The sequence below is a fragment of the bacterium SCSIO 12643 genome (assembly GCA_024398135.1).
GTDB lineage: Bacteria > Bacteroidota > Bacteroidia > Flavobacteriales_G > Salibacteraceae > CAJXZP01.
In genome coordinates this window covers 738,512-756,792 of sequence record CP073750.1, presented here as the reverse complement: position 1 = coordinate 756,792, position 18,281 = coordinate 738,512, and the positions used below count along the sequence as shown (strand labels likewise).

Here is an 18,281-nt window from a genome sequence, read left to right as displayed (position 1 = left end):
TATGAATTATATTCTATTAACTTCAAAGCCATGGCATGATGATTTATTTAACAACTTGTCGGCAAGAGCGAATGAAAATTGGTTTCGAATTTCTTCTGAAAAAGACTTTCATTTGAAGAAATTATATGAAATTCAGCCAAAAAGAATATTTATTCCTCATTGGTCTCAGATTATCCCTTCAGAAATATTTGACAGATTTGAGTGTATTGTTTTTCACATGACTGATCTTCCATATGGAAGAGGAGGGAGTCCATTACAGAATTTAATTGTTCGAGGTCATGTAGACACTCAAATATCGGCTATTAAAGTTTCAGAGGGAATTGATACTGGTGCTATTTATTTAAAAGCGCCATTATCGTTGTTTGGAACAGCGGAGGAGATTTTTATTCGAGGTGCTGTGGTAATCTCGAAAATGATAGACACAATTATTCAATTAAATCCTATGCCCATTCCCCAAGAGGGTGAGCCTGTTGTTTTCTCAAGACGGAAGCCCAATCAGGGAAATGTAGCTGAATTAAAAGAGTTAAACGAGGTGTTTGATTATATACGCATGTTGGATTGTGAAGGTTATCCAAAAGCATTTTTAGAGACTGAGTATCTTCGTATGGAATTTTCTCGAGCTTCTCTGAAATCAAATAAATCAATTTTATCAGATGTTAGAATTTTTAAGAAATAAGAAGATATTTGTCGTAGTAGCGCACCCTGATGATGAGGTATTGGGCATTGGTGGAACCGTACATAGGTTAGTAGCTGAATTTCAATGTTCCGTAAGAGCAATAATCTTAGGTGAAGGGATTACATCTAGGTCTGATCACCGCGACCCAAAGCTATGGCAGAGTGAAATAGATATACATCGTCAAAACATTGAAACAGCAAGGAAAGCAATTGGATATGAGTCTGTAGGTATTTATGACTTTCCGGATAATCGCTTTGATACTGTTGCTTTACTTGATATCATTAAAGTAATAGAAAAAGAGAAGGCAGAATTCCAACCCGAAGTAGTTTTCACACATCATGGAGGCGATGTAAATATTGATCATCAAAGAACTTTTGAAGCTGTAATTACGGCCTGTAGACCAATGGAGCATGAATTGGTTAAAACAATAATTACATTTGAAACGATGTCAGGAACAGAATGGAGAGCTTCAACTGATCCGCATCACTTTACTCCAAATCTATTTATCGAAATTGGTCAAAAGGATTTAAATGCTAAAATCACAGCTATGGAGGCATATGAATTTGAGAAAAGAGAATATCCCCATCCTAGATCACCTGAGGCACTTGAAATTCGTGCAAAAATGTGGGGCGTGGCTAATGGGGTAAGGTTGGCTGAAGCGTTACATTTAGTCAGGGCTATTATCTAGAAAAGCTATGGAAAAGAAAGATTTTGTAATTATTGTCTGGAATGGAATGATGTTTCCAACATTCGTAATAGAGCTTAGAAATAAACTTTTTCAAAAAAGTGATTTTGGAAACAATATAGTTTATGGTCTTGAAAAGTTTAAATTCACAGCGATCAATTCAATTTGTAACTATAAGATTAATAGGTGTTAGGGTTAAGGAGCTTGTGTGAATATTGCCGATTAGGCTGAGATAAATTGGTTTTTGAGCAATTATTAATGGACTTTATACCTGTTTAAGTAACATATAAAATGGTTTGAGTGAGTAGAATTATCAATCTCTTTAAAGATAATATGTCGCTTTTGAGCTTTATGGCCCTTAGCTATTTAGATAAGGCTGTTATTTTTTTAATGCCCTTAGCCGTATTGTCTTTTTTTGATGAGCAGTTGATATATATTCAAATTGAATATATCTATTCAGTTGTGGCAGTCATAGTCCCATTTCTAGATATGGGGTTGAGTGGGTATTTTTTTTACCTATATAGAAACAAAAGTCATGGGAAGGAGGTTATTCAAGGCCTAATAATGACTTTTCAATACATTTATTTCATCATATTTTTGCTAGGTGTTTTAGCAATAGCCATTCATTATTATATATTCCCATTTGAAGATTATATAATTTTTATCGTTTCAAGATCCCTATTTATTTCGGTTTTTACTTTTCTAACTTCTTATTATCGAATAACTGATAATCCACATAAAGCACTTTTAATTACGTTAACTTCCAATTTGGTATCGTTGTGCCTTTTGATCTTCTTTTACTTTGGTCATTTAAAATTTGAGTTATGGGTAATATTTATAGGTCAGATTCTTTTTTCCATTATGTATTTTGTGCGTGTTTTGTGGAAGAGTTTAATGGGTTTTAAAATTAGGTTGAATGTCTTAATTGAAACTATAAAAGGGTCAGTGGTATTTTCGTGGCCCACTATTTTTCAAGTTTTTATTATCATGTATGTGGCCAATTACGGTAAAATAAATGGAATTGAAAATTTAGAAGGGCAAGATGGAATATTTTTATCTCTGACACAACGATTTAGCATGCTTATCACTTTAACCCATTCTGCAATTTTGGGATTTTTATCAAAAGAAATATTTGTTTCTGGGGCCGAGAAGGAAATAAAAATAGATCTATTTAAGAAATATTTGTTTTTATTGGTTCTTTCGGTGTCCGGGGTGAGTGTTTTAATAGGAGGGTATTATACATATAGCAACATTACGTATGATATTTTAAATGTTGTTTTAATAATAGGGTTTACATTTTTTTGGTCTATATCTTCCTATTTGGAACTATATTATAGTCGTGAAGGAAAAAATATTATAAAACTGTATTTAGCTATTTTTAATGGGATGATATTTATTCTATTATTGAATTTGTTGAGGGTGGGTTTTTTGGAAAAAGTTACAATTTCCATGGGTCTTAGTTCATTTTTGACCTTTGCGTTTAGTGCAGTTATTCTGAAAAAAAGGAAATTTAAACTAGTATAATTATGAAATTACTTATTTCTGTAATAATAGCATTTATACCTTTCAATAAGGTGCGAATATTCCTGTATCGCGGGTTGTTAGGTTTTGAAGTGGATTATAATTCGCATATAGGAATGTTGAATATTTTTAGGTGTTCCCAAGTCAAAATAAGCAATGCACGAATTGGATATTTGAATTACATTAATGTAGAAGAACTAATTTTAAGTAATGGATCTTCCATTTTTAAACTAAATCGGTTGAAGAGTTTAAATCGAGTTGTTTTAGGTGTTAATTCAGTAATTACAAGTAAGAATTTTTTGGGAGGCCCCAAAAAAGGACTTGCGTTTGCGGGAATGTCGTTCAAAGATCAAAATGTAATCATTGGAGAAGGCTCCAGTATTCTTAGAAGTAATTACTTTGACGTGGTGCGAAAAATAAAAATTGGGAACAATGTGGTGTTTGGAGGGAATGGAAGTGAAATTTGGACACATGGATTTGATACCAAAAGAAATATGTTAGTTGGAACGGTGGAGTTTGGTAATAATATTTTTATTGGGTCTAACTGTGTGTTTACTAAGAGTATAGTTGTTTGTGATGAAGTTTCTATAGGTCCGTTATCCACTGTCTATAAATCTATTTCGGTTGCTGGTGTGTACTCAACACACAAGTTGGAAAAAGTAAAGTAAGGAGTTGTTCTCATTGATCTATGAATGGTGAAATTCGAAGAAATGGAAGTTAAGAATGTATGTTTTGTGGCTAATTACGGGAAGTCTCAATTATTTGATCAGGTTGCAAAGCAATTAACGGATTGTAATATTTATTGGATTACTGTGAATCAATTGCTCTATGATCAATTAATTCTTGATTATCCTAAATCCAGTGTGTTGTTCATTGACAAATTTTCAATTCTTTCAAAAAAAGAAGATAAAGGAAATATTGGGAAATATAAGATAAACGAACTATTTCTGGGTGATCGGGTATTAAAGTATGAAAAGTGGGCAGTAGAATATTTATCTATTCTTTCTCAGGAATACTATAGCTTTTTTGAGGGTAATAGTATTGATTTTGTTTTTGGGGAACAAACATGGGCTCATGAAATTTTGGCCCATCGGGTTTTAAGTTTAAATAAAGAGCTAAAAGGTAAGTTCTTATCTCCTCATACCGTAAGAATTCCAGGAGGCCGGTTTGCTTTTTTTGAGGATGAATTTCAGTCTTCAATTTTGGAAAGCCAGAATCCAGAATTAAATGAAAAGAATATGTCAGTTTTAAAGGCTAAAAAACCAAGTTATTTAGCATTAAACGATACCTTGTTAGATGAAAAATCCAAAATTTCCTATTTTGTTAAAAAGGCAAAGTACTTTTTTAGTGAAAGAATTTACGAAAGTCATGATCCAACAAAACCAGATAGTTTGAAGAGAGCTATGTTTGGCTTTTTATCTTATTATGTAAATAAGAAAAAGTATCATTGGTTTATCAAGGAACAACGTGAAGAGGACGTTTTGAAGAAGGATTTTGTTCTATTTACATTACATAAGCAACCTGAAGCATCTATTGATAATACTGGGAGGTATTTTGAGAATCAGTTTGAGATTATAAAAAACATTTGGAGAATATTACCACAAGATACTTTTTTGATTGTAAAAGAACATACGAATGCCATTGGAGATCGAAATCTAGATTTTTATTATCGAATTCAGGCTTTAAAGAATGTTGAATTTGTAGAATATAGAGCAGACTCATATAGCTTGATAGATAAAGCAAAAGCAGTTTTTACGATCTCCGGAACGATTGCGTATGAAGCAGCATTAATGAAAACCCCTGCGTTTACTTTTATTCCAATCTTTTTTAATAGACTTTCAATGTGCAGACATATTGATTTTACTTTACTTCGAGATCCTAAGAATAATTTGCAGTCATTAATTGATTCTGTAGAATACAAAGAGGAAGTTGACCTTGAATACTCAAATTGGATCAAAAAAAATAGCTATTCCGGTATTATTAGTGACCCAATTAGTGACCCTAGATGTATGGAAGATATTAATATTAAGAAAGTCTCAGAGGCGTTTTTAAACACAATTGGGTTGAAATGATAATTCGGTTTAATTATATAACCTTATTTATTTTAATATTTCTCTTTATTAATAATTTGGGTCTTCCTTTTGGTATCCAATATACATTAATATTAGCTCCTTTGTTTTTTTTTCAGTCAGTTAATGAATATGGAAAAGTATATAAAGGATTTGTTTTGATAAGCGGATTATACTTGATAGCTCATTTTTTTAATGATCATGTAGGTTGGTATTATTATTATCGATCGATGCTGCTGCATTTCTTAACATTAATCCAAGTTATTTGGTTTTATGATGCTGTTAATAGAAAGCCGGAGATTGTACTTAGGACTTTTGATAAAGTTGTAATAATTAATTCCTGGTTTTTTATTCTGGCCATTTTGACTTTATCAATTGGTTACGCGGACTTGTTCTGGGAGGTTTCAAAATTTAGTAGGGTAGGTCTATTACCTCGTTTTAGGTTGTTTACAATTGAGCCATCCTACTATTCTATGGCTTTTGCGCCTATTTTATTTTTCTTTATCGTAAAAAGAGATAAACCAAAAGTATTGGTTCTCTTAGTAGCTTTGTTTGCATCTTTATCTTTTGGAGTATTGGGAGGAATAATTCTTAGTTTACTAATTCTGTTTATAAAAAAGACAAGGCATCGAATTGATAAAAAAAAATTAACTCAAATAGGATATTTAATGTTAGGGGTATTTGTCATTATTGTAATAATATCATTTTTATTTCCGGAAAACATAGTGTTTGTACGATTAGGTAATATTCTAACAGGGAATGATTCTTCTGCAAGAGGGAGAATTTCGGAACCTTGGCTTCTAGCGAATAAAATCCTTAAAGAGCATGGAAGCTATTTATTTGGAGTCGGTTGGGGGCAAATTAGAGAACTAGGCCAAGAAATAATTAGGTCTTTTTATTCATATACACAAACGCCCACCTCTAAGTTTGGTTTACCAAATGTATTAACGGAAATATTAACAATATTCGGTTATGTTGGACTGGTAATAGTTTTAGCGGTCGAAATAGTATTGTACAGAATTACAAATGTTTCAAAGTCCGATTTTAGGTTTCTTATATTTTGGTTCATATTTATTTATCAATTTACAGGAAGTTATTCTTCAAGTGTTTTGTTTTACTGCTATTGGGTATTGGCCTTTTCTTCATCAATTGATAAAATATTGGCTAAAGACAATTTTGATTTGAGTAGGAAGAAACTGTAAAATAATCTTGAATTAGTGTTTAATTGAAATAGTTAATGGATGGTGAAAAGTAATTTTTCGGAATTAGAAAATATAACTATTACGAGTTATTATTGTAGCTCATAAAATCGCTATGAAAATATTAATTGATGCTCATATATTTGACGGGAAGTATCAAGGAACCCGAACTTATATAAAAGGTTTATACTCTGAATTAATTAAAAGAAACCCAACTTGGGATTTTTTTTTCGTTGCGAATGATATTCCAAATTTGGCTTCAGAATTTCCCAATTTGGAGAATGTACATTTTATTAAATTTAAATTCAAAAATCAATATATTAGATTGATTTTTGAATTGCCCTATATTATTTTTAAAAGAAAAATTGATTATAGCCATTTTCAATATATATCACCAATTATAAAGGTTGGAAAATATATTGTAACAAATCATGATATTTTATTTCGTGAAAAGAGGTTTAAGGCATATTTTCCGTTACTTTTTAAACTAGTGAAAAGCCCATTATTTTATTGGTCATCTGTAAATGCGGATGTATTATTGACTGTTTCTAAATATTCACAAGAGAGTATTAGTACACATTATAATATACCAATTTCGAGAATTGGAATAACGCCTAATTCAGTGAATGCTTCGTTAAAGGGGCTGAATGAAGGTAAAAGAAATAAAAATATTCTATATGTAAGTAGAATTGAACCTAGAAAGAATCATGTCTCTGTTTTGAAGGCTTTTGTTAATCTGAAATTAAATGAGAAGGGTTATAAACTTATTTTTATTGGTAAGTATGACCTTCGTTATTCTGAGTATGATGAGTTTGTCCGAGAAAATGCAAGTGCTTTAAAGGATTCATTGGTTACAGTTTCAGGGCTAACAGAAAATGAATTGGTAAAACAATACAATAAGGCGGCATTAGTTGTTTTTCCTTCTTTGGCCGAAGGGTTTGGGATTCCACCCTTAGAGGCGGCTGTAATGAACGTTAAGGTGATTTGTTCAAATGCGACCGCAATGAAAGAGTTTGATTTTTTTAAGTATCATTATGATCCTGATAATCAATTAGAATTTGAAGAGTTGATCTTAAAGGCAATATCAGATGATATTTACCCTTTTGATAAAATTAGAAATGAAATATTAAGCGCATATAATTGGGAATATGCAGCTAAAGAATACGAAAAGAGATTAGAAGGACAGAAAGAATGAGAGTTGCAATTTTAGGTACGAGAGGAATCCCAAATTATCATGGAGGTTTTGAACAGTTTGCAGAGTTTTTTGGGAAGTATCTGGTTGAGAATAACCATGAAACTTATGTATACTGTTCGTCTTTGCATCCATATCAGAAAAGTATTTGGAATGATATCAATTTAATTCACCAAACCGATCCGGAAAACCGAATCGGAACGTCTGGGCAATTTATTTACGACCTAAATTGCATTCTGGATAGTAGATCGAGGAATTTTGATGTGATTTTCCAGTTGGGATATACCAGTAGCTCTATTTGGAGTAAACTTTTGCCCAAAGGAGCAAAGATTATTACCAATATGGATGGGTTGGAGTGGAAGCGATCAAAATACAACAAGATGGTTCAGAAATTCTTGATGTATGCTGAGAAATTAGCTGTTGATAATAGTGATATACTTATAGCAGATTCTATTGGAATTCAGGAATACCTTAAAGAGAAGTATAATGTAAATTCTAAATATATTGCGTACGGAGTAAATCCTAAGAATACATTTAATGATTCCGTATTGGCTGATTATCAGTTGCAAAAAGACAATTATGATTTGTTGATCGCGCGTATGGAACCTGAGAATAACATTGAAGTAATATTAGATGGTTTTGTGCGTTCTAAGATGAAGACAAAATTTGTAGTGGTAGGTAAAACGGATAATGGGTTCGGTAAGTATTTGGTTAATAAGTTTAAAGAATACTCTAATATTCTATTTTTAGGTGGTGTTTATGATATGGGCAAATTAAACTCATTAAGAAAAAACTCTAATTTGTATTTTCATGGACATAGTGTTGGTGGAACAAACCCGTCTTTGCTAGAAGCAATGGTCTCAGATACGTTAATATGTGCACACGATAATGTTTTTAATAGATCCATATTAGAGGAAAATGGTTTTTACTTTTCAAATGAAACAGATGTTTCTAATTTGATCAAGGAGCGTAATAAGGTGGATTACACAGATATGGTTAAACGGGCACACTTGATAGTTCTAAAGAAGTTTTCCTGGCAAAAAATAAATAAAGAATATTTGTCATTATTGGATGAATAAAAACATTAAAATAATTGTCTTTTTTGGGGCTTTTTTGCTATTTACCCTATTAGCTGTATTTTCTTCAGTTCTACAAGAGTTTAATTATTATAATGTTCCTATCTATAAGCAAAATAAAATTGCATTAAAAATTGAATTTGAGGATAGTATTCAAGCTTTTCCTGATTTAATTACAATGTCTATAGCTGACGTTAGAGATAGCATCGTTTTTTCTGAAGACACTTATAAAGTGTCCAATTTATCTAATAACAAGATGATATTTGGATTTGTTTCAGATTCAATACCAAAGTATTTTATTTTAAATAGTTCTAAAATGGGAGACCCTCATACGTTTATTAAACGTATGGAGATGTTGTTTAATGGTCAAAAGATACAATTACCTTTGAACAATTTTGTAGGAAATAAAAGGGGGCGAGATAGTGATTTAAGAGCTTATTCATTTAATGATTCTAAGGGAGAAAAGTATAAATATAGGGTTCCAGTACTCTATTTTTATAAAATAAATTGGGTAGAAATTGCTTTATTGATTAGTATAACAATATTGATATCATATTTACTAACAATAACCATTGACTCGTATTTAAATAATGACTTTCGAAATAGGATACATAGGGATGAGGTTTTGATTTATCTGGTAAGTGTTTCATTGCTTTTCAATGAACATTGGTCAAGTAAAGTTTTAATAATTATTGGTCTGTTTCTTATTTATGATTTATGGATAAAAAAACGGGAAATTAGAGCGCTACAATTTGGATCATTTATAATGCTGTTTATTTATTCCTCTATTTCATTTATATGGAGTATAGATAAACTTAATTCATTAATAATGTTAGGAAGATTGTTTCCTCTGGTGTTACTACCAATTTGGTTATCACAGCCATTGAATAATTTTGATTTTAAAAAAGTCTTCAGATATGTAGCTTTATCTTATATCCTATTTGCATTATTTAGCATTTTTCTGGCTACTCTTAGGTATAGTACAACTTTAAATTCTGAAGAGTTTTATTATCATACTTTGCTAGAACCATTTGGTGGGGCAAATGCCATATATATTGCTTTGTTATATGCTATGGTTCTATTGATTAATATCAGTACATTACGATATGAAATGTCTGATATAGGGGCGTTTTTAATTATTATACTATTGTTTATATATATAGTATTGTTGAGTTCGAAAATGATTTCGTTTGCATTGATAATTTCAACTATCGTGCTTCTTGCGTCTAAGGCTAAGAATAAATTAAGAGGTATGAAGAGAATGCTGGGTATGTTGAGCGTTGTATTAATTATGATTGTTTTGGTTCTCTCGTCTTCGAAAAAGTTGCAATCCAGATATCTAGATATTTTGGACTTGAAAGGAGCAAAAGAAGCATTATACAATGAAAAGTTTGGACCCGTATATCCATGGAATGGACTAAGCCTTAGAATATTTCAGTTACGGTGTTTTTGGGAAATAGAGCAAAGTTCTGAATTTAATTCCATTTTAGGAGTAGGAGTTAATAATGGTCAACCCTTATTAGATGAAAGATATGATTTTTATGAATTATATAAGGGAAAGAGTTCGGACGAGAGAGGAGGATTCTATGTGTACAATTTCCATAATCAATACATTCAGACTCTGATTGAAACAGGGATTGGAGGTTTTTTGTTTTTGATTTTTGTTTTATTCCAATTATGTTCATTTGCAATTAGAAGAAAAAATCATTTGATGTTTGCAGTTTTTTTGATGCTTTTAACCATAATGTTTTCGGAATCTTTGTTGCTGCGGTCGAAAGGGATTATCTCCTTTGTATTTTTTCCAATGGTTGTATTTCAAATATATTTAATGCAGGAACGCAAAAAATAACATTCCAAGCCAACCCTATCAATTAAAACTTCGTCTATACTTCCAACAAACTAAAAATTATCAAACAAAGCCTAACAAACTGAATTATGGTTAAATTTGCATTTGACCTTAAAAACATTACTGCCCATGAGATACTCTAAATTACTATTTCCACTTCAAGTGTTATTGGATGTGATTATTCTTGAAATAATCTGGCATGCAGCGCTTTCATATTTTAATTATCAGTTGCTTACTAAAAGTTTACTTGTATCACTTTTAGCTTGGACTGTTTCTCTTTATTTAATAAGAAATTATAGATTAAAGAGATATTCGAGAACCCCCAAAATCTTACATGATATTACAAGACTTGGAATTATATATCTAGGAATAAATGTCATGTTGCAATCATTTGTATTAGGAGCAAATTATAGTCACTCATTTTACTTATTTTTTCATGGTTTGTTCTTGGGGTTTGTTATGTTGATTCGCATTGTCGAAATCGTGATGATTAAGAGATATCGAAGCTTGGGGCATAACTATAGAAACGTTTTAATTCTGGGAAATACTCCTGATACAAAAAACTTGGAAAGGAACTTATTTAAAGGGAATGATTTAGGATATCATTTGAAAGGAGTGTTGAATAATACTGATTACCAGTTTGATAAGTTTGTTCAAGTGCTTAAGGATAAAAAGATTGATGTGGTCTTCATTTCAGCAAAACAGTTTTCATCGGACGAATTTAATAAGATTGTTGATTATGCTGACAATAATCTAATCAAGATTCGTGTGGTGCCTAATTTTTCTGGACTTTTTGCGAGTAATTTGAAATTGGATTATGTAGGATATCAACCAGTTTTGGTTTATCGCGAAATAGCCCTTGATGATTGGATGAATGCTCAGGTTAAAAGAGGTTTTGACATTATTTTTTCATTATTTGTTATTGTTTTTGTGTTATCGTGGCTTATGCCGTTAATGGCATTATTAATTAAACTGGAGTCGAAAGGTCCTGTTATTTTTAAACAAAAAAGGTCAGGAATTAATAATAAAGAATTTGATTGTTTTAAGTTTAGATCAATGACTGTGAATAAAAACGCTAATAGCTTACAAGCTTCAAAAGGGGATGCCAGAATAACGAAGATTGGTGCTTTTATTCGTAAAACCAGTATTGACGAGTTACCTCAGTTTATTAATGTGCTTTTAGGAGATATGTCAGTTGTTGGTCCAAGACCGCATATGGTGAAACATACTGAAGAGTTTTCTAATGTTGTAGATAGATATATGTTACGTCATTTTGTGAAGCCAGGTATTACTGGTTTAGCTCAAACCATGGGATATAGAGGGGAAACTAAAACAAAACAAGATATTAAAGGTAGAATTACCCTTGATCGTTTTTACATAGAGAATTGGAACTTCTTTCTGGATATTAAAATCATTTACGATACATTGGTAAATGGTGTCAGAGGAGAAGAGAAGGCATATTAATATATGTCTTTTAGTGCTTTACTCTGTTTTTACCTGTAGCTCGTTAAGGTTTCTATAATTCCCATTTTCAATTTTAATGAGTTCTTCATGGGTACCTCGTTCTATGATTTCTCCATTTTTGAGAACCAAAATCTGGTCTGCCTTTCTGATTGTGGATAACCTATGAGCTACAACAATAGATGTTCTGTTTTTCATTAATTGATCCAAGGCTTCCTGTACCAGTTTTTCAGATTCACTATCCAAAGATGAGGTTGCTTCATCTAAAATAAGAATAGTTGGATTTTTAAGCACTGCACGCGCAATAGCTATTCTTTGTCTTTGCCCTCCAGATAACTGAATCCCTCTTTCACCAACTAATGTGTCAAATCCATCTGGAAAAGATTCTATAAATTCTAAAGCGTTGGCTTTTTGAGCTGCAGCTTTTATTTCTTCTAAAGAGGCATCCGGTTTACCATATGCGATATTTTCCTGAATACTCCCACCGAAAAGTATTACTTCCTGAGGAACTATTGCCATCTCGTTTCTTAAAGGTGATAATTCATACTCAGCTATGTTTTTTGTGTCTAGCTTGATACTCCCTGTTTGAGGATTGAAAAATCTTAGAATAAGTGAAACCAGAGTTGATTTTCCTGCTCCGGATTGCCCGACTAAGGCTATGCGTTCACCTTGATTTGCTTTAAATGAAATATTTCTAAGGACTTCAATATTACTTCTGTTTGGGTAATGGAAGTTTACGTTTTGAAATTCAATTTCACCTTTAAGATTAGGAATCTTCTGAAGTTTATCAGTAGTGATTATAGCTTCTGGTTTTTCTTCAAAAATTTTAAGTAAATCCTCTGTGGCTCCTACACCCTTTTGTAGTCTTGAGTATAAATCAGCAGATCCACCGATAGATGCGCCTACGAATACAGTGTAGAATAAGAAGGTGGTTAGGTCTCCGTTAGACATTTCGCCAGCCTCCATTAATACAGCAGCTCTCCAAATAACAAGAATAAAAGCCCCAAAAATGGCAAAAATGATGAAGCTACTCATAAAGCCTCGGGCGTAAACACCTTTCATAGCAATATTTCTCACCTCCTCAACCTTTTTCGTATACCTGTTTATTTCGAAGTATTCATTAGCAAAAGCCTTTACACTTTGAATAGCAGTCAGGGTCTCTTCTACTATGACATTAGATTCTGAAATTTTATTTTGAGTGTTTTTTGAATATTGTTTTACCTTTTTGCCTATAATCACGGCTATAATAATTACCACAGGTAAAGTCCCTAGCATTATTAATGTGAGCTTATGGGAGTATAATGTAAGTGCGGTAATACCTATAATAAGGGTTAAAGCCTGGCGAATAAGTTCTGCAATGACTATAGTAAACGTTTCTTGAATTTGGGCAATGTCATTAGAAATTCTACTATTAAGATCTCCAATTCTTTTGCTATTGAAGTATGTCATGGGTAAGGTTAGTAGGTGATGATAAGTATCTTTTCGAATAGTCATTAAAACGCGTTCAGTGACATCATTAAACAGATAGATTCTAAAAAAAGCAAAAACGGCTTGAATACCAAATAGAATAAAAAGAGCGATGGCCAAAGAATTAATTCCATTGAAAGTATAGCCCAGATAGTCGACTGGTTGACCATTAACCGCATCAATAAGTTTACCTACTAGCGCAGGGAAGAGCATAGATAGAGAACTGGAAACAACTAATATTAACATTCCAATCCCAAATTTTAATTTATAAGGACTGAAGTATTTAAATATTTGAAAGGCCTTTTTCCAGGCTCCTTTTTGAAGTTTTATCTTTTTTTCTTTTTTATTTCTAGGAGAAAACACAAGCTTTTTTTTAGGGTGGCAAATGTAGTGATGTTTGGACGATTCGATCGTTAGGAAATTGTCATATTAGTTATAAACTATTGGAGTGATATAAAACTCGAATTGTAGTTTGAAATTTCTGTTTTATATTATTGTTAGAATGCGACTTAGGATATTGTTTTTAATGAATTGATTTTTTTTGAAAATTATCTTGCAGAAAAAATATATTACAGTACATTTGCAGTCCAAAATTTTGAACAATAAGAATTTGTCGAAAGAGGAAGACAAATTAAAAATATAAGTTATGAAAAGAACATTTCAACCTTCACAAAGAAAGCGTAAGAATAAGCACGGATTTCGCGAGCGTATGTCATCTAAGGATGGACGTAGAGTTTTAGCACGTAGAAGAGCTAAGGGAAGAAAAAGAATTTCAGTATCAGATGAGCCTAGACACAAGCGTTAATAGGTCATTCTTTTCATAAAAGATTTCAAGCCATTCGATATCGAATGGCTTTTTTATTTTATAATTCTTAGTTCTGCAATGTATTTTGAGGTTTTATCCGTTATCAATTGATGTCCGGATTGTAGCATATGAAAATTCTGTTCTTGTTTAAGTCGTTTGCTAAACTTTTGCCCTATAGTTGGAGGAATGACTTTATCATTTTTTCCATAGAATTGATAAACAGGAATTTTATTTTTAAGTATGTTGCGCACACATAGCTTAATATTAGGGTTTGTATCCTTGAAGGTTAGCCATACTTTGTAGACCAGTTCTCTTTTCTCTTTGGAATCCATATTCTTTAGAGCAAATTTTTTGATCTTATCATTGATAAGTTTCGTATTATGAAGAGAATTTACCATGAAAAAAAAGAGTTGGGGTTGATGTAGAAAGTACTTGTATATACTTCTTCCCACTTGGGTTTTACTTGCAATAAAATACCAGGGATTCATTTTTACACCATCGGGAGCGAATAGCCATAAAGACTCAACTTGTTCTGGGAAAATCTCTGTAAACATTAATGCAATTTTTCCTCCCAGGCTGTACCCCATAATTGCAGTTTTATTGAAGGGTTTTTTATCCAGAAATGAAGAAAACAATAATTTAAACTCGTCTTTGGTAAGTGTATCTTTTTCAATTCTATGATCTGGATATTTGCTGGCACCATGATGAAAAAGGTTAAAAGCATAGATGGTATACTTTTTTCCAAAAGTTGAAACGAATGCTTCAAAATCTTTGGCATGTCTTCCGAAACCGTGAAAAGCTAAAAGAGGGATAGTTCCAGATCCAAACTTATAATACTCAAGTGAAAGGTTCTGATACGTATGAAAATCAGATTTAATCATAGATTACGAAAATATATTTAAATAATGAGATAGTTGATTTGAATATAGGGATGATACAAAACTGTTGAAATCTCGTTCAAAATAACTATTTAACCATAAGTAAAAACCATACTTCAATTTTGTATCCACTATTCCGATAGTGTACTTTTGCGCGAATTATTTTGACATCATTATTTTATAAGTATGCCTAAAGATAAAAGTATAAAGTCGGTATTGATTATAGGAAGTGGACCAATCGTTATTGGTCAGGCTTGTGAGTTTGATTATTCTGGTTCTCAAGCAGCTAGATCACTTAAGGAAGAGGGGATTGAAGTAACTTTGATTAATTCTAATCCTGCAACAATTATGACAGATCCCGTAACAGCGGATCATGTGTATCTGTTGCCTCTTACACCTGAGTCTATTAAGAAAATTTTATCTGAGCGCCAAATTGATGCAGTTCTACCTACGATGGGTGGTCAAACTGCATTGAATCTTTGTATTGAATGTGATGAGATGGATCTTTGGAAAGATTATGGTGTAAAAATGATTGGTGTTGATATTGATGCTATTGAAATCACAGAGAACAGGGAAGCCTTTAGAGATCTAATGACTGAGATTGATATTCCGATGGCTCCTCAGAAGGCAGCTAAATCATTTTTGGAAGGAAAGTCAATTGCTCAAGAGTTTGGTTTTCCGTTATGTGTTAGAGCGTCTTTTACTTTAGGTGGTGCGGGAGCGGCAATTGTGCATGAAGAGGAAGAGTTTGATAGTCTATTAGACAAAGGACTTCATATTTCACCTATTCATGAGGTGATGATTGACAAGGCTGTTTTAGGTTGGAAAGAATATGAGCTGGAGTTATTGAGAGATGATAACGACAATGTCGTTATTATTTGTTCTATTGAGAATATGGATCCAATGGGAATCCATACTGGAGATTCAATTACTGTTGCACCTGCATTAACGTTGTCGGATACGACTTTCCAAAAAATGCGTGACATGGCCATTAAGATGATGCGATCTATTGGTGATTTTGCTGGAGGTTGTAATGTTCAATTTGCGGTTTCGCCAGATCCGAAAGAGGAGATTATTGCCATTGAAATTAATCCACGTGTATCTAGGTCTTCTGCTTTGGCTTCTAAAGCTACGGGATATCCAATTGCAAAAATTGCCTCGAAATTGGCTATTGGATACAACTTAGATGAGCTGGACAATCAAATTACTAAAAATACTTCGGCTTTATTCGAGCCAACATTGGATTACGTTATTGTAAAAATCCCACGTTGGAATTTTAACAAGTTTAAAGGTTCTGATAGACAACTTGGATTACAGATGAAGTCTGTAGGAGAGGTAATGGGAATTGGACGTAATTTCCAAGAAGCTATTCAAAAAGCCTGTCAGTCGCTGGAAATTAACCGTAACGGTATTGGCGCTGATGGAAAAGAATTACGCGATCAAGATAAAATTTTAGCTAGTTTAGGTAAACCATCATGGGATAGATTATTCCACTTGTATGATGCTATTAAACTGGGAATACCTTTTAGCACGATTCATGAAATTACTAAAATTGATCCTTGGTTCTTACACCAGATTGATGAGTTGATTTCTATTGAAAATGAAATGGAAAAATACCATTTAGGTAATATTCCAGAAAGTTTGTTAAGAGATGCGAAGGAAAGAGGCTATGCGGATAGACAAATTGCGCATGTATTACGTTGTTTAGAAAGCGAGGTATACAATAAGCGTAAGGAAATGGGTATTAACCGTGTATTTAAAATGGTGGATACATGTGCGGCTGAGTTCCCAGCTGAAACTCCTTATTTCTACTCTGCATACGATTCGGAAAACGAATCGGTTGTAAGCGATAAGAAAAAAGTAATTATTTTAGGTTCTGGACCGAATAGAATTGGTCAGGGGATTGAGTTTGATTATTCATGTGTTCATGGGGTGTATGCTGCCCAACAAGCAGGTTACGAAGCTATCATGATTAACTGTAATCCAGAAACGGTTAGTACAGATTTTAGCACAGCAGACAAATTATACTTTGAGCCAGTATTCTGGGAGCATATTTATGAGATTATTGAGCATGAAAAACCAGAAGGTGTAATTGTTCAGTTAGGTGGACAAACTGCATTGAAATTGGCAGATAAGTTAACACGTTACGGAATTAAGATTCTTGGCACTTCGGCTGAGGCATTAGATATGGCTGAGGACAGAGAACGTTTTTCAGATACTTTGAAAGAACTTGGGATTCCTTATCCAAAGTATGGGGCTGTTGATAGTGCTGAAGAAGCTATTGAATTATCAAAAGAATTGGGTTTCCCGTTACTTGTACGTCCTAGTTACGTATTAGGAGGTCAGTCTATGAAGATTGTAATTAATGAGCAGGAGCTAGAGCACCATGTAGTTAATATCTTAAAAGATTTACCCGGTAACCGTATCTTGCTGGATCACTTTTTAGAAAATGCTATTGAAGCAGAATCTGATTCAATTTGCGATGGAGAAGATAACCTAGTTATTGGAGTAATGGAACACATCGAGCCAGCTGGTATCCACTCTGGTGATTCATATGCGGTGTTGCCTCCATTTGATTTAAGTGAAGAAATCATTGAGACTATCAAAGATTATTCACATAAAATTGGAGTTGCATTAAAAACAAAAGGGTTGTTAAATATTCAATTTGCTATTAAGGATAATACGGTTTATGTAATTGAGGCCAATCCAAGAGCATCTAGAACGGTACCTTTCATTGCAAAAGCTTACAAGCAACCATATGTGAATTGGGCAACCAAAGTAATGTTAGGAGAGATGACAGTAAAGGATTTGGATTACAATCCGCAATTAGAAGGATACGCGATTAAGATTCCAGTGTTCTCTTTCGATAAATTTCCGAATGTGAATAAAGAATTAGGTCCAGAGATGAAATCTACAGGTGAAGCAATTCGTTTTATCAAGCACTTAAGAGATCCATTCTTTAAGAAAGTATATTCTGAAAGAAACTTATATTTAAGTAGATAGTGGAACAACATGCTGAATTGGTGAATTTTGCAAGAACACTTCTGATCATCTTAGCCATTTATTGGGGATTTAGATTAATTGGAAGGTATGTGCTCCCATGGGTACTAAAAAACTTTATGGGGTATTTGAGTAAGAAGGCTCAGGAAAATTTACGTAATCAGGGATTTGATACTTCTGGATTTCGAAACGCGAATGAAGAAAGAGTTTCGGATGATGGTAAAGTATCAATCAAAAAGACAAAATCGCAGAAGTCACCAACAAAATCCTTTGATGATATAGGTGATTATGTGGATTTTGAAGAAGTAGAATAATCAAAAGCACTCTCAAATTTGAGAGTGCTTTTTTGTTTTGTATTAATCTAAATTAAATAAGTAAAAAATCAACCTATATTCTGTATTTTGCA

At 32.7% G+C, this 18,281-nt stretch carries 15 protein-coding genes; 13 read left to right on the top strand and 2 right to left on the bottom strand.

The features are described from left to right. Nucleotide 1: 1 nt before the first annotated feature. The 10 genes from KFE94_03310 to KFE94_03265 all read left to right on the top strand — a co-directional run bounded on the left by KFE94_03310 (nt 2) and on the right by KFE94_03265 (nt 11,728). The gene (locus tag KFE94_03310) at nt 2–676 is read left to right on the top strand and encodes a methionyl-tRNA formyltransferase (GenBank protein UTW67160.1); all 675 of its coding nucleotides are present in this window, start codon (nt 2–4) and stop codon (nt 674–676) included. After that, nucleotides 654–1,364: a PIG-L family deacetylase gene (locus KFE94_03305; protein UTW67159.1), complete on the top strand. Its 711-nt coding sequence runs from the start codon at nt 654–656 to the stop codon at nt 1,362–1,364. Before KFE94_03310 ends, KFE94_03305 begins: the two co-directional genes overlap by 23 nt. A 297-nt stretch (nt 1,365–1,661) precedes the next feature. Further along, on the top strand, nt 1,662–2,885 hold the full coding sequence (locus tag KFE94_03300; GenBank protein ID UTW67158.1) for a hypothetical protein: 1,224 nt from the start codon (nt 1,662–1,664) through the stop codon (nt 2,883–2,885). Between the two features lie 2 nt (nt 2,886–2,887). Continuing rightward, a complete protein-coding gene (locus KFE94_03295; GenBank protein UTW67157.1) occupies nt 2,888–3,550 on the top strand; it encodes a hypothetical protein in 663 nt (220 codons plus the stop codon). A 42-nt stretch (nt 3,551–3,592) separates the two neighbouring features. Then, on the top strand, nt 3,593–4,954 hold the full coding sequence (locus tag KFE94_03290; GenBank protein ID UTW67156.1) for a hypothetical protein: 1,362 nt from the start codon (nt 3,593–3,595) through the stop codon (nt 4,952–4,954). Nucleotides 4,955–5,010: 56 nt separating this feature from the next. Further along, complete coding sequence (locus KFE94_03285) at nt 5,011–6,153, top strand: hypothetical protein (protein ID UTW67155.1); 1,143 nt, start codon at nt 5,011–5,013, stop codon at nt 6,151–6,153. Between the two features lie 112 nt (nt 6,154–6,265). Then, on the top strand, nt 6,266–7,345 hold the full coding sequence (locus KFE94_03280; GenBank protein UTW67154.1) for a glycosyltransferase family 4 protein: 1,080 nt from the start codon (nt 6,266–6,268) through the stop codon (nt 7,343–7,345). Beyond that, the gene (locus KFE94_03275) at nt 7,342–8,421 is read left to right on the top strand and encodes a DUF1972 domain-containing protein (protein UTW67153.1); all 1,080 of its coding nucleotides are present in this window, start codon (nt 7,342–7,344) and stop codon (nt 8,419–8,421) included. Before KFE94_03280 ends, KFE94_03275 begins: the two co-directional genes overlap by 4 nt. After that, nucleotides 8,414–10,267 carry a hypothetical protein gene (locus tag KFE94_03270; protein ID UTW67152.1) on the top strand — a complete coding sequence of 618 codons (1,854 nt, stop codon included), beginning with the start codon at nt 8,414–8,416 and terminating at the stop codon, nt 10,265–10,267. The genes KFE94_03275 and KFE94_03270 overlap by 8 nt, the downstream gene beginning before the upstream one ends. 102 nt (nt 10,268–10,369) lie before the next feature. Beyond that, entirely contained in the window at nt 10,370–11,728 is a 1,359-nt protein-coding gene (locus tag KFE94_03265) for an exopolysaccharide biosynthesis polyprenyl glycosylphosphotransferase (protein UTW67151.1), read from the top strand. 18 nt (nt 11,729–11,746) lie between these two features. Here the strand turns inward: KFE94_03265 and KFE94_03260 are convergent, their stop codons facing one another. After that, on the bottom strand, nt 11,747–13,438 hold the full coding sequence (locus KFE94_03260) for an ATP-binding cassette domain-containing protein (protein UTW67150.1): 1,692 nt from the start codon (nt 13,436–13,438) through the stop codon (nt 11,747–11,749). Nucleotides 13,439–13,838: 400 nt separating this feature from the next. On the opposite strand from KFE94_03260, the gene rpmH reads away from it, so the two are divergent. Beyond that, on the top strand, nt 13,839–13,997 hold the full coding sequence (gene rpmH / locus KFE94_03255) for a 50S ribosomal protein L34 (protein UTW67149.1): 159 nt from the start codon (nt 13,839–13,841) through the stop codon (nt 13,995–13,997). A gap of 53 nt (nt 13,998–14,050) precedes the next feature. On the opposite strand, the gene KFE94_03250 is transcribed toward rpmH, so the two are convergent. Continuing rightward, nucleotides 14,051–14,878: an alpha/beta hydrolase gene (locus tag KFE94_03250; GenBank protein ID UTW67148.1), complete on the bottom strand. Its 828-nt coding sequence runs from the start codon at nt 14,876–14,878 to the stop codon at nt 14,051–14,053. Between the two features lie 183 nt (nt 14,879–15,061). On the opposite strand from KFE94_03250, the gene carB reads away from it, so the two are divergent. Beyond that, a complete protein-coding gene (gene carB / locus KFE94_03245; protein UTW67147.1) occupies nt 15,062–17,878 on the top strand; it encodes a carbamoyl-phosphate synthase large subunit in 2,817 nt (938 codons plus the stop codon). Between the two features lie 20 nt (nt 17,879–17,898). Beyond that, the gene (locus KFE94_03240; GenBank protein UTW67146.1) at nt 17,899–18,189 is read left to right on the top strand and encodes a DUF4834 family protein; all 291 of its coding nucleotides are present in this window, start codon (nt 17,899–17,901) and stop codon (nt 18,187–18,189) included. Nucleotides 18,190–18,281 lie beyond the last annotated feature (92 nt).